12 protein-coding genes and 1 pseudogene are annotated in these 13,102 nt (G+C 36.3%); all 13 read left to right on the top strand.

The annotated features are described in order from the left end of the window. The first annotated feature begins 58 nt into the window (after positions 1-58). Positions 59-1,750 (top strand): ABC transporter substrate-binding protein, encoded by a 1,692-nt coding sequence (locus E7274_RS01330; protein WP_304173068.1) that lies wholly within the window; start codon positions 59-61, stop codon positions 1,748-1,750. 77 nt (positions 1,751-1,827) lie between these two features. Beyond that, on the top strand, positions 1,828-2,787 hold the full coding sequence (locus E7274_RS01325) for an ABC transporter permease (protein ID WP_304173066.1): 960 nt from the start codon (positions 1,828-1,830) through the stop codon (positions 2,785-2,787). A gap of 1 nt (position 2,788) precedes the next feature. Then, complete coding sequence (locus tag E7274_RS01320; protein ID WP_304173065.1) at positions 2,789-3,658, top strand: ABC transporter permease; 870 nt, start codon at positions 2,789-2,791, stop codon at positions 3,656-3,658. 10 nt (positions 3,659-3,668) lie between these two features. Then, the gene (locus tag E7274_RS01315) at positions 3,669-4,667 is read left to right on the top strand and encodes an ABC transporter ATP-binding protein (RefSeq protein ID WP_304173063.1); all 999 of its coding nucleotides are present in this window, start codon (positions 3,669-3,671) and stop codon (positions 4,665-4,667) included. Continuing rightward, complete coding sequence (locus tag E7274_RS01310; protein WP_304173061.1) at positions 4,648-5,598, top strand: ABC transporter ATP-binding protein; 951 nt, start codon at positions 4,648-4,650, stop codon at positions 5,596-5,598. Before E7274_RS01315 ends, E7274_RS01310 begins: the two co-directional genes overlap by 20 nt. Positions 5,599-5,609: 11 nt before the next feature. After that, on the top strand, positions 5,610-6,773 hold the full coding sequence (locus E7274_RS01305) for a prolyl oligopeptidase family serine peptidase (protein WP_304173059.1): 1,164 nt from the start codon (positions 5,610-5,612) through the stop codon (positions 6,771-6,773). Between the two features lie 2 nt (positions 6,774-6,775). Continuing rightward, complete coding sequence (locus E7274_RS01300; protein WP_304173057.1) at positions 6,776-7,663, top strand: MBL fold metallo-hydrolase; 888 nt, start codon at positions 6,776-6,778, stop codon at positions 7,661-7,663. Continuing rightward, positions 7,644-8,924, top strand: a complete 1,281-nt coding sequence (locus tag E7274_RS01295) for a hypothetical protein (RefSeq protein WP_304173055.1) — start codon at positions 7,644-7,646, stop codon at positions 8,922-8,924. The genes E7274_RS01300 and E7274_RS01295 overlap by 20 nt, the downstream gene beginning before the upstream one ends. Positions 8,925-8,926: 2 nt before the next feature. Continuing rightward, the gene (locus E7274_RS01290; RefSeq protein WP_304173053.1) at positions 8,927-9,472 is read left to right on the top strand and encodes an FUSC family protein; all 546 of its coding nucleotides are present in this window, start codon (positions 8,927-8,929) and stop codon (positions 9,470-9,472) included. A gap of 178 nt (positions 9,473-9,650) precedes the next feature. Next, positions 9,651-10,215, top strand: a pseudogene (locus tag E7274_RS01285) (type IV secretory system conjugative DNA transfer family protein); the annotation flags it as partial. Positions 10,216-10,285: 70 nt separating this feature from the next. Next, positions 10,286-11,398, top strand: a complete 1,113-nt coding sequence (locus E7274_RS01280) for a hypothetical protein (RefSeq protein WP_304173051.1) — start codon at positions 10,286-10,288, stop codon at positions 11,396-11,398. Between the two features lie 87 nt (positions 11,399-11,485). Continuing rightward, the gene (locus E7274_RS01275) at positions 11,486-12,172 is read left to right on the top strand and encodes a hypothetical protein (RefSeq protein ID WP_304173049.1); all 687 of its coding nucleotides are present in this window, start codon (positions 11,486-11,488) and stop codon (positions 12,170-12,172) included. Between the two features lie 20 nt (positions 12,173-12,192). Further along, positions 12,193-12,996, top strand: coding sequence for a hypothetical protein (locus E7274_RS01270; RefSeq protein ID WP_304173047.1), 804 nt, complete (start codon positions 12,193-12,195; stop codon positions 12,994-12,996). Positions 12,997-13,102 lie beyond the last annotated feature (106 nt).

The following is a 13,102-nucleotide window of genomic DNA, read 5'->3' as shown; positions in this document are numbered from 1 at the left end:
TATTTACACAAGAACCGGGGGGATTAAAGATAAAAAACCGGAGAAGGAGATTAAAAGGATGAAAAAGAGAATTGTTTCAGTAATCATGGCTGCAACACTTGCAGCAAGTCTGACAGCCTGCGGCGGTTCAGGTACAACAGGCAGTAGTTCATCAGCAACTACAGAAAAAAGCGAAGCAATGGAGTCTGTGGCAGATGTTTCAAATTCTGCGGATCTAACAGACAAAGCAAACATTGATAACTCAGTTGAAAGGGAAAGCATTACTATTGCTTGGAAGGCAGGAACAACATTGGAACCATGGGGAACAAACAATGATATTCCAGGCAATTATGAAGTGTACGAAATGCTTTATGAAGTAACCGCCGATGGCGAGAGATATGGAGTTCTCGCAGATGAAAGCAAAGGCAGTTTCGCACCTGGTTGTGATCATGAAGATGGTACAGGTATTTATACGATTTATATTTATGATTACATCACTGATCACAATGGAAATGCTGTTACAGCTGATGATATAGCATTTTCTTACAATTATCAGTTTAATAATCAGATTACATCAGGCTGGGATGATTTTGTGGAAGCAACAGCAATAGATGATACAACAGTTCAGTTTGAGTTCACAAAGGAACAAACAAATCTAGGATGGTTCGATAATTTCTTTGCTCGTTGTTTTATTGTTGATGAAGATTCATTTAATGCTTCGTCTTCAAAACTTGCAAATGACATGGTTGGTACAGGACCATACAAGTTTGTAAGCTATAGCTCGGGCTCATCACTTGTGGTTGAAAAAAATGATGATTATTGGCAGACAGATGAAAGTCTTCGTCATCAGGAGCAGCAAGCGAACGTAAGAACTATTACATATCAGTTTATTTCTGAAAATGCTCAGAGAGAAAATGCAGTAGCTACTGGTAGTGTAGATATGGTGCAGGATATGGCATACGATTCTCTTACAGAATTCGTAGATGGCGGAAAATATTCAGACCTTGTAAAGGTTCAGGCTTATTCTCAGAAGTTTATTTATTATCTTGATGCAAATTGCAGTGATGAATCTCCAATGGGAGACGAAAATCTTAGACTTGCTGTATACAACGCAGTTGATCAGGATGGAATCATTACAGCTCTTGGAGGAGCATATTCAAGATTATATGCATATGCTAATGACTATTACAGTGATTACACAATGGTAGATTGGGCTTCACTTGATAATTACAACACAAAGACATCAGTGGATGCAGATGTTGTACAGGGATATCTTGATGCTTCGAACTATAACGGAGAAACATTAACAATTATGGTTAACCCAGAGTTCGCAGATACAGCAACTATCATTGCAGCTCAACTTGCAGCTTTTGGAATTAATGCCGAGCTTCTTCAAGTTGATGCAGCTACAGGAAATACAACACTTGCAGATCCAGGAGCATGGGATATGTATTTTGGCTTAATGGCTGGAGATTATAATGTTCAGGCTTGGGCACATGATTTTTCTTACAATAATTCATCTAGCGGAGCAGAGACAACAACTCATATTGTAGATGATGAATGGAATGATTTACTTAATCTCTGCAATACAGAGGATGGACACACAGCAGAAAATATGCAAGCTTGGTGGGAGATGGCAGTTGAGCATGGATACACAATGGGTGTTTATGCAGGTAATAATTACAATGTAGTTCCAGCAGATTGCGTGTACGTATGTCAGGGAGATAAGCTTACTTTCTTACCTGGTGCATGCTGCTTCTCAGAACAATAAATTAATACTAAAGCATTACAAGGGGACCTAGGCATCCGCTTAGGTCTCTAATTTTATGTAAAAGAGAGGACTTAGTAATGTGGAAATACATATTAAAAAGAATTCTATGGCTGATTGTGATTATGCTTAGTGTAGCTGTAGTAATCTTTGTTATCCTCTGGTTTGTACCTGGGGACCCAGCCCAGATTGTCCTTGGCTCTGGCGCTACGCAAGCGGATATAGAGCGACAAAGAGAAATAATGGGCCTGAATAGACCGTTTTTAGTTCAACTTGGAACATATCTTAGAGATGTATTCCTTAGATTTGATTTTGGCGAATCATATGTTTATGGAACGCCCGTAATAAAAGAATTTGCAGCAAGACTCCCAAGAACATTGGGGCTAGGTTTGATATCAATGGTTTTAAATATAGTTATTGGTATTCCATTGGGGGTAAATGCAGCTATTCATAGAAATAGTTTCCAAGATCAGGGATTGCTTATTATGGCGATGGTATTTATATCTGTGCCACAGTTTTGGTTGGCTCTTATGATGGTGGTGCTTTTTTCAGTAAAACTTGGATGGCTTCCACCTTATGGCGTAGGCGGTCTTAGCTATTGGGTTATGCCGGTGCTTGCAAATTCTCTTTCGGGAATTGCAATAAATGCTAGAATGACTCGTTCTGCAGTTCTTGAAACAATTAGGTCTGATTTTGTAACTACAGCAAGAGCAAAAGGACTTTCAGAAAGAGTTGTTATTTATAAGCACATGCTTCCAAACGCTATGATTCCAGTAGTAAACGGATTAGGAATGCAATTAGCAATGGTTGTTGGTGGAACAGTAGTTATAGAGCAAGTGTTTTCATTCCCAGGCATTGGTCAGTATTTGCTTACAGGTGTTATTAGTAGAGATTATCCAGTTATTAGAGGTTCAGTTTTAATTCTTGCATTATTCTCGGCGGTTATAACATTGCTGGTAGATTTGTTTTATGCATATCTTGATCCAAGGATAAAGGCTCAATACATAAATTATGGTTCAAAAAAGAAGGGAGGAAAGTAAGATGTCAAAAACTCCCAAGAAAAAGAAAAAACAAACTCAGTTTTCACAAATAATGGGACGTCTTAGGAAAAATAAGGTGGCAATGGGTGGCCTGATTATACTTATTATCATTTCGCTTGCAGCGATATTTGCTCCATTTGTTGCCCCATATGATCCTAACTATATGGATTATTCAGCTTTAAATCAAACCCCATGTGCTGAACATATTATGGGCTGTGATAACCTCGGAAGAGATATTTTTAGTCGAATAATTTATGGCGGAAGGTATTCATTATCTCTTGGTCTTATATGCGCAGTAATAGGTATGTTTTTTGGCGTATTCTTTGGAACAATAGTTGGATATTTTGGCGGAAACATAGACAACACAGTAATGCGTTTATGCGATGTATGGATGGCTATTCCAGCAACACTTCTTGCGATTATTATTTCTGCTTCTCTTGGTTCAGGATTCGGATATACGGTACTTGCACTTACAGTTGGTGGCATTCCTGGCTCTATCAGAGGTACACGAGCAATGGCTCTTAAGGAACGAGAAATGGAATATCTTGAAGCTGCAAAAGCAATGAATTGTTCAAAGATGAAAATTATGTTTAAACATATGATGCCAAACATTATTGCGCCTACAATTGTAGGAACAACCGGACAGATTGGTGCAACTATGATGGCGGCTGCAGGTCTTTCATATATAGGATTAGGTATTCAGCCACCTGCACCAGAGTGGGGGGCTATGTGTTCCGCAGCAAGAGACTATATTATGAAATATCCTCATATGATGATATGGCCGGGTATTGCAATTCTTATTACGGTACTTGCAATTAATATGCTTGGTGATGGACTCCGTGATGCAATGGATCCAAGACTAAAAGACTAGGAGGAGAATTATGAGTGAAAATTATTTATCCATCCGTGATTTGGTGGTTGAATACTCCTCTGGTGGAGAAATTGTTCAGGCAGTTAACGGAGTGGATTTAGATTTAAGAAAAGGCGAGACAATTGGTCTAGTTGGTGAAACAGGCGCTGGTAAAACAACTATCGCAAAAGCGATACTTAGAATTCTACAAACTCCACCAGCAACTATTAAGCAGGGAGAGATTGAATTAGATGGTAACGATTTATTAAAGCTATCAGAAAAAGAAATGCAGAAAATTCGTGGAAACAAAATCGCTATGATCTTCCAAGATCCTATGACTGCTTTAAATCCAACTATGACGGTTGGTGAACAAATAAATGAAGTTGTATTACAACATAATAATATTTCAAGAGATGAGGCAGCAGCAAGAACAGTAGAAATGCTAGAGATGGTTGGAATATCGTCTTTACGTTTTAATGACTATCCACATCAGTTTTCCGGTGGAATGAAGCAACGTGTGGTTATTGCAATGGCGCTTGCCTGCAATCCAGAGCTTCTTTTGGCAGACGAACCAACTACAGCTTTGGATGTTACTATCCAGGCGCAGGTTCTTGAGATGATTAAGGAGCTTAAGGACAAGTTTAATACATCAATGGTTTTGATTACCCATGATTTAGGCGTAGTGGCTGAAACTTGTGATAAGGTTGCTGTTATTTATGCTGGAGAGATTGTTGAAAGTGGAACTAAAGAGCATATATTTAGAAATCCGCTTCATCCATACACATTAGGACTTTTTGGATCATTACCAAAGCTAGATGATGATTCTAAAAGATTGAGTCCTATAAAAGGGCTTCCACCTGATCCTACTAATTTGCCTGAAGGATGTAAATTCTGTCCAAGATGCCCTAAGGCAGAGACTTGTACAAGAGCAAATGAAGCTCCTGAGATGCTGGAAGTAGAGCCAGGACATTTTGTTCGTTGCCATGAAATAAAGGAAGGAGGGGTAAGCAATGGCATTACTAGAGGTTGAACACTTAAAGAAATATTTTAATGTGGGAGCTGGTGTTAATCATGCGGTAGATGATATTACCCTTTCTATCGAAAAAGGGCACACCATGGGGGTTGTTGGAGAATCTGGTTGCGGAAAAAGTACTCTTGGAAGAACCATAATAAGACTTCTTGATGCAACAGAAGGTACAGTGAGACTGGATGGAGAAGACATAACATACGCTAAAGGAAAGGACTTAAGAAAGTTAAGAGAAAAAGTTAGCATTGTTTTTCAAGATCCATATTCAAGCTTGAATCCTCGTTCATCCGTGGAATCTACAATTAAAGAACCACTCCAGGAGGCTCGTAGGTTTTCTCGAAGAGAAATCACAGAAAGAACTGAAGAATTAATGGATTTGGTTGGTATAGAAGAAAGACTTAGACTTGCATATCCGCATGAGATGGATGGTGGTAGAAGACAACGAGTTGGTATAGCAAGAGCGTTAGCTTTAAATCCTCAGTTTATTATGTGTGATGAGCCAGTTTCAGCACTTGATGTATCTATTCAGGCACAGGTTTTGAATCTTCTTATGGATTTACAGGAAAAGATGCAGTTGACTTATATGTTTGTTACACATGATTTATCTGTTGTTAGACATATTTCGGATGATATTTGTGTTATGTATTTAGGCCAGTTAGTTGAAACCGCACCATCGAGGGAGTTATTTTTGCGCCCACTTCATCCATATACAAAAGCATTGTTATCAGCCATTCCATCTATCGATTTGGATCACCCAATGCAGAGAGTGCAACTGAAGGGGGAAATAACTTCGGCTATCAATCCTGCACCAGGATGTAGATTCGCTGCACGATGTCCTTATGCATGTGATAAATGTAGGAATCCTCAGGAACTTGTTGAGTTTGAAAAGGGACATTTTGTTTCTTGCTGTAGAGTTGAAGAAATAAATGATTAAAAGGAAAAGATATGTTAAAAGAGCAAAATAACATAGTAAACATCACGGCGATTGCAAGCGTTACGCCTGTGGGACAAAAGTGCGTAGCGGCACTTTTAGAGTATGAAAAAGTTATAAAGGCTAAAGAGGTTTCTGAAGGAACTTTTGAAGTTAAAAATAGAACAATTGAAGAAGTAAAGGTAACTGGCAATAAAGTATTGCTTAGTTTGAGTCTTGAGGATGAGGCAGCACTTGTTTTCCATAATGGTAATCCATGGGCTAATAAAGCCGCTACTTTAGATGAGATTATAGTTTCAGTTATTCAAAAAAAGCCAATCATATATGAGGATGGTACAGTTGCAGAACCTTTTGATGAATATCAGGATTCTAATAAATCATATGATGAAATAGCTGATCAGTTTATACAGGGAAGCTTTGGTAAGCAAAAATATAATCTTTTCATTCCAAGGGATTATGACCCAACTAAAAAATACCCAATTGTTCAATTTATTCATGATGCAGCTGTATGTGGTAATGAAACCAGGCTCGCTATTACTCAAGGAGTGGGGGCTACCATTTGGGCTAGTGAAGAAGAACAAAAGAAGCATCCATGCTTTGTATTGGCACCTCAGTTTGATTTGCCTGCCATAGTTGATGACGATTGGAATGTGGATAAAAGATTAGAGGATGCAAAGGCAGCATTAGATTACGTGATTGAGACCTATAGTATTGACACTGAGAGGATTTACACAACTGGACAATCGATGGGCTGCATGTCTTCAATCGTATTGAATGTGAGATACCCAGATTTTTTTGCAGGTTCTTTACTCGTAGCAGGTCAGTGGAATGAGCGCAGCATACATGGGTTAGAGAAGCAAAATTTATGGATGATTTGCTCCCAGGGAGATGCAAAAGCATTTCCTATAATGAATCAAATGTGTGTTGTCATGGAAAAAGCTGGGGCTAAGGTCTCACGTTATGTGATGGAAAATAATCTTTCCAATGAGCAGTATGCAAAGATAGCAGAAGACATTTACAACGAAAAACCAAATATTATTTTTACACCTTTCAAACTGGAAACTGTTGCAAATGGATGGCATTCAAATGGTGGAGAACATCATATGAGCACATGGCAGACTGCATATTGCATTGAAGCAATACGTGACTGGCTGTTTGCACAAAGAAGGGGAGGATAAGTATGCTAGTAGATTTTTCGTCAAAACATGACATTCTCATTCATCACAAGGATGGAAGCTATACTCCTATGGATGAGCCATATTATGAAGTGACTCAGCTTAATGAAGATACCTGGCAAATTATGAGCTCAGGTGATTACCATTACTTGTTGGTGGGTGATGAATTTGGCGTAGCCGTAGATACGGGGTATGGTGCAGGTAATCTAAGAGAATATTTAGAAAAACTTTGTGGTAAGCCGGTACCTTGGGTTATCAATACTCATCATCATTTTGATCATAGCGCAAATAATTGCTATTTCGAAAAGGCATTTATGGGCGAAGAAGCTGTTGATTTAGTTTCAGTTCCATATGAAAGCTTTCAAGGAATGGACTTTTTTAAGGATTCCTATGAAAAACAGGTGGTAAAGACAGGTGATGTTATTCCTTTACCGGGTAGAGAGCTTACTATATTTAGAATTGGAGAGCATACCGAAGATGGAATTGCTATTCTAGATAAAAAACATAGGATTTTATTTTCAGGCGATGAATTTATGCCAGGAATGAAGAACTTCAACGGAAGTGTAAAGGCATGGAAGGAAAAACTAGATGCGCTTATTCCATATAGAAATGATTTTGATACACTTTGCGGCGGTCCATCAATTTTACCAGCAGAGGAATTTGACATTTTTTATGAGGCTGCCCAAAAGATTATTGCAGGAGAACCATCAGATGAGACGACTTTAGAAGAGGGACATCCACCGGGAGAACAACCTCTTCATGATGGTCACAGAGTTTATGATTGCCAAATGCCTCACATAGAGGATATTCCAAAGGGTGGCTTTGGTAATGATGGTAAAGAGGTGTTTGTGTATAAGGGGCATGTATTTAGATATGAAAGTAGGAGCAGGTAGTTCAACAATTAATTTTGATAGCAAAATACTTGGCATAGAGGGATTTAAAGGTATTCACGATTTGCCTAAGTTAAGTGTTCTTGTAATGGAGCAAGGCGATACAAAGTTTGCTATTGTGTCAGTGGAAATTGTAATGCTTTGGGATGGTTTTATCGAACGAATGAGAAATGCCGTAGCAAATGTAGTAGATATCCCAATTGAAAATGTGTGGATTCATATGACACATGCAATAACAACACCTCATGCTCCAGGAGGACCTTTACTTGGATTAGGTGGAGATGAATTAAAACTGACAGAAGAGGAACAAGTAAAGCGAAATACAGAATTAGGTAAAAGAAAACTATATGAGGATACTATCTTTTTTGCTTTAATTGATGCTCTTAAATCTATTGGGGAACTAAAGGATTCCAAGATGTTTGTAGGTACATCAAAGTGTGCAGTCGTTAAAAACAGAGATATACAGACAAAGAATGGCTGGTGGATTGGAACCAATGGTGAAGGCGAAGTCAATGATGAAATGACTGTAATAGGTTTCAAAGATTTAGCAGGAAATAATCTTTGCCAGATGGTTTGCTTTGGAATGAAGCCATGTGTTATCGATAATTCTGAAATGGATACAGGAAATCGATTAATATCGGCAGATGCTCCTGGGATGATGTGTAGGATTCTTGAAGAAAAGTATGGTTGTCCAGTGCTTTATATTACAGGGGCTGCTGGAGATATCGTTCCTGAAAAAACTGCATGGTTCGATAGAGAAAATGCAGCAGGAGAAATTGAAACAGTAGATTTAGGCGTAAAGGCAGGCATTGAATTTGCAAAAGAGATTGCGGATAAGATGGTTAAGGCTGCTGATGAAGCTGTTTCAATAGGGATAGAAAAGGAATGTAATGAGTTAAAAATATCTGAAACAAGTTATACCTGGAAGACCAAGGGGCGAACTCCTATGCATCCATACAAAGAACTTACTTTTGAGCCAGAAGGTGAAAAGAAAGTTTTGGTAGGCGTTTTAGCATTAGGTGACGTCGCAATTGTAGCCGGAAAGCCAGAAATCAATGCAGTTACCGGAAAACAGCTGGCAGATAGATCAGAATACAAACATACAGTATATGCATCAATGATTAACGGTGGCATGAAATATATGCCAGATAAAAAATCATATGATGAACTACATTGGGAAGCACTTTCATCTATGCTTATGCCTGGAGCAGCCGAGAGGTTTGTTGAAGTAGCACTTGAAATGTTGAATAGAGAAAGAGGTTAAAAATGGCAAAACCGATTATGGAACCAGCAAAGCTAGAAGTAAATATTTTGGACATCAAAATTATAATTGCTGTTGGAATTTGTGTATTTACATCTGTCATTTTGAGTGTACTAAATATTAAATTTCACTATGGTGAAATGCAGCTAGATATTATTCAAAAGGCAACTGCAGCAATTTCTTGTTTGCTTTGTGTGCAGGATAATTTAGGAACTAGTAAAGGCGCTGGTTGGATGCGAATAAAAGTTACATCTATGGCTGCAATTGCAGGTTTGATTGTAGTTTCTTTGGATAGCTTTATCGGAAACCAATGGATTTCAGTATTGCTTTTAATGGTAGGTGTGCTATTTACTTTGTTTTTATGTAAATTGATTAAAGCTCCATATATGAATTGCAGAATTGGAGCAATTAGTTATGTGCTTATTGCTGTAACGTTATCAGGCCAAGCTCGTATCGTATATGCGATATTTAGAGTGATTTCCACAGTATATGGAGTCGTCGTTGTTCTTCTTGTCACTTGGTTGTTTAGTCTGTTTACAAGTAAGGAATAAAAGTAATAGCATTATCATAGTTTAGATTAAATGAGTAGCAAAAGTTGCAAAGTCAACTATTTTGCTACTCATTTATTTTGTTAGTTTTTGGGCGGGCGTCCAATTACTCCCTCATCTCTCGGAGTTACTTCCTGTTAATAGGAGACATTTATCGGTTTAATCACAGGCTCTAATGTGTGGTGGTTGGCGCCCAGTACATGTAAGTTGTCTAATTGATGAAGATTACAAATGTTGGCTAAATCCTAAACCTAGAAAAGCTGGTGGCTACAATTCGAAGCCGTGAGATAAGTGCTTGCTTATTTCTACAGGCTAAGTCGCAATTGAAAGCAATCTATAAAGACCACTGTGACACTATCATTGGTAATATGGATTCTCAACTGTTTCTAGGAGGTTCAGAGCCTTCTGCACTAAAAGACTTAAGCCAGGCATTAGATAAAGAAACAATTGATATGTATAACACTGGAGAAAGCAGAGGTAACGATCCTTCTTTTTCTACAAACTATCAAAAGGCTGGTAAAGACCTAATGACTATGGATGAACTTACTGTTATGGATGGTGATAAATGCATCTTGCAGCTTCGTGGTGTAAGACCATTTTTGTCGGATAAATATGATGTCACCCAATATCCATTTTATAAAGAGACTGGTGAGTATGATGAGATGAATAAGTTGGATATACAATGTTTGCTGCATCAGGGAATTAAGGTAAAAAGTGGAGAAATGTTTGAAGCGATTAAAATTTAAAAACATGAAAGTGCACCTCTTCATAACGCAAATGCGATATAATAGTTATTGCTGTTAGAAGAGGTGTTTTATGAAAAATAAACAAGTCAATAGTGAAATATATCATGATAAAAAACTATTAGATACCTTAACGTTAATGACGATAAACGACGAATGTGATTTACTGATAAATTTTGCGACATTTTATAGAGACCCTAATATATCTTTAACAATGTTACCTTATTATGCTTTGTTTTGTGTAGAGGCTGGAAAAAGGTTTGAAGAAATTGGAATTCCTCTAGAACAAATAGATAATGGACCATTTAATATTAATGTGACAAGAGCCAGATTAAAATTATTTAATGATAGAATAGGAAAAGTGATTAAACTTATTGATACTATTCATAATGATCAAGATCAGTTGTATAAAAATAAGTATAAATCTATTTTGAGAAAAAAATTTAATCTCTATGCAAACATGGGAATTACTTTTTACAAAAATAAAATTATGGCAAATACGTATTATATTATTTCACTCATGGATAAAAAGGATGGTCACTATGTTGATGTAAGTGGGCCTGAAGTTTTTGAATTTGCAAAAGGATTAGGTCAAACTATTGATAATATATTTAATATATCAATTCAGATGAAGAGAAATGCACCTGATATTAGAAGGAAAGATATAACTGTTTTATATAAGGATATAAACATAAATAGATGTAAAGTTTTTTCTATTGAAGGAAAAGATTGTAGAGCTTTAAGTGTTTTATTACTTAACGTACTAGGAAATATAAATTTTACAAATTATTTGGTTGAAGACATTATTGGAAATAATACATGGAAACTAAGAATTCAGTACATTTCTATGTATTACGCAAGAGAAATGATGTTACGAGTAGCAGAAAAAACAGAGGATATAATAATATCAAAAAGAATTGAAGAAGGTATAAATAGCCTTTATCCTATTTTTGATTCAAAGTTCAGAAATTGCTTGATGCATTACTCATTTGCAGAAAACGGGCAGAAACTTATAGAAGAGAAATACTTTGATATTGAAACACCTTTATACGGATTGGTTGAAAGCTGTTTTGATGGAAAAAGTTATAAAGAACTATCTAATGAAATAAAGGGTAATTTATTTAAGATGGAAAGTACACTTAATTCCATGTTACTTATTGATAGTTCGAAGTTAAAAAAGTTCTAAGAAGGGATGTGAGGTGTATAGATAGGCAATATTTTTAAGGATTTTATTTTAGGATTACAATGATAGAACGACTAGAAGGAGGAAAATATGCCATTTGGAATAATTGCAAAAAATGAAATTTTAGAATATTGCAATAATCATTTACCAGAAGATGATTGGTATGAGGAGCAGTTTGATTTCATAAAGGATAATGAATTGCGCAATAGAATAATTCAGGAGTTCAAAGCAATTCGCTTTGCATATAAACTATATGAGGGGATTGCAGCAGAAGGTGAAAATCTTATTTTTGAGGTTAGAAATCAAATACTTGCGTATGCTTCCATTTATGAAGCGGTAATAGAAAACGTCTTAGAAACATTCTACGCAGGTACGCCTGAATATGATGAGTTAATGCATCATTATGTACTTAAACAAATCTATATTCCACAGAATAAGTTGGCTAAACTTAAAGATGAATTAGAACATGATGGAAAGCAAATTATAACATCCTATTATGCTCGTGCAAAGAAGGAAAAACCACAGGTTAGATTTGATGATAAATGTAAAACTGCAAACAAACTAGGTTTAATTCATTCATTTAAAAGTGATGATAAGATTGTGGATTTGCCAACAGAGATTATTGAAATATATGGCTATAGAAATTGTATTCATTTAATTGCGGAGCAAAGAAAAGATATTACGTATGAGTTAGAGCTAAGTAAAAAAGCATATAGAAGGATGAAACCGTTTATTGAGCAAGTAAAAAGTAGGCTAGAACAAGATAATAAAATATAGGTATTAGAGAGGAATAGTAAATGACTAAAATATTTTATGGTGATGAAGAAGAACGAGATTTTAGTCATCCAGATAAATACGCATTTTTAAATTGGTGGATGGATGATGGTATGGGAACACAACAAAGACCATCTAAAGTTCAAAAAGTATTTGACAATTATTATATGGGTAGAGCTTATTTAGTAAATGCCTTATTATCGCTATATACTTTAATATCGAAAAATCATTATGGTACTGCAGATGTTTTAGTGTTTCCAATTATGTTTGATATATGGCATGGAACAGAGGTCTGGTTAAAGAGCGGATGTAGTGCTTTAGAACAGATTTATAATGAAGACTTTATAAAAAAACAGAATCATGATATTTATTCGTATTATAGTTTGCTAGAAGGCTATTTAGACAGTAAGAATCTATTGAAAGTAAAAGAAACGGCTCTTTGTGATTTAGATATATTGATTAATGAATTTAAACGCGTGAATGCAAAGTTTGATTTTGCAAGGTATTCTTTTGACGTAAAAGATAAATATCAGTTCTATAATGCACCGTATAGTGACCCTAACCAGTGGCAGAGCGATAAAGGCGAGAATCTGATAGTACCTAATACTTGTTTGGATTTAGGCGCTACATTTGAACTTATTCTAAACATGGTAGAGTCTTTTGGACAATTTATTAAATGCTTAACCATATTGGTTGTTAGTGGAGATGAATTGTCAAATCAAGCTTATATGGAATACATAGATTATGAAAGAAAAAGTGATGAGTTGTTTGATACACATATTTCAAAAGATATGTGGGAAGAATTATTAGATATAATAAAAGCTTGATTTACATAGAATAGTACCTCTGGGGACGTCCAGATTTTCTGGTCTATTGTTATGCCCTAAATCAGGTGCACAGGATTCTGGCATGAGCTGGAACCATTAATCTTAT

Origin of the sequence: Pseudobutyrivibrio ruminis (assembly GCF_015057245.1) — a bacterium.
Lineage (GTDB): Bacteria > Bacillota > Clostridia > Lachnospirales > Lachnospiraceae > Pseudobutyrivibrio > Pseudobutyrivibrio ruminis_E.
Note: the sequence above shows the minus strand (reverse complement) of the source record. Positions and strands in the feature narration are given on the sequence as shown.

Coding starts and splice junctions, on each gene's coding strand:
- E7274_RS01270 (WP_304173047.1), top strand. CDS start 12,193: ATGACTAAAATATTTTATGGTGATGAAGAAGAACGAGATTTTAGTCAT.
- E7274_RS01310 (WP_304173061.1), top strand. CDS start 4,648: ATGGCATTACTAGAGGTTGAACACTTAAAGAAATATTTTAATGTGGGA.
- E7274_RS01305 (WP_304173059.1), top strand. CDS start 5,610: ATGTTAAAAGAGCAAAATAACATAGTAAACATCACGGCGATTGCAAGC.
- E7274_RS01280 (WP_304173051.1), top strand. CDS start 10,286: ATGAAAAATAAACAAGTCAATAGTGAAATATATCATGATAAAAAACTA.
- E7274_RS01325 (WP_304173066.1), top strand. CDS start 1,828: ATGTGGAAATACATATTAAAAAGAATTCTATGGCTGATTGTGATTATG.
- E7274_RS01295 (WP_304173055.1), top strand. CDS start 7,644: ATGAAAGTAGGAGCAGGTAGTTCAACAATTAATTTTGATAGCAAAATA.
- E7274_RS01275 (WP_304173049.1), top strand. CDS start 11,486: ATGCCATTTGGAATAATTGCAAAAAATGAAATTTTAGAATATTGCAAT.
- E7274_RS01330 (WP_304173068.1), top strand. CDS start 59: ATGAAAAAGAGAATTGTTTCAGTAATCATGGCTGCAACACTTGCAGCA.
- E7274_RS01300 (WP_304173057.1), top strand. CDS start 6,776: ATGCTAGTAGATTTTTCGTCAAAACATGACATTCTCATTCATCACAAG.
- E7274_RS01290 (WP_304173053.1), top strand. CDS start 8,927: ATGGCAAAACCGATTATGGAACCAGCAAAGCTAGAAGTAAATATTTTG.
- E7274_RS01315 (WP_304173063.1), top strand. CDS start 3,669: ATGAGTGAAAATTATTTATCCATCCGTGATTTGGTGGTTGAATACTCC.
- E7274_RS01320 (WP_304173065.1), top strand. CDS start 2,789: ATGTCAAAAACTCCCAAGAAAAAGAAAAAACAAACTCAGTTTTCACAA.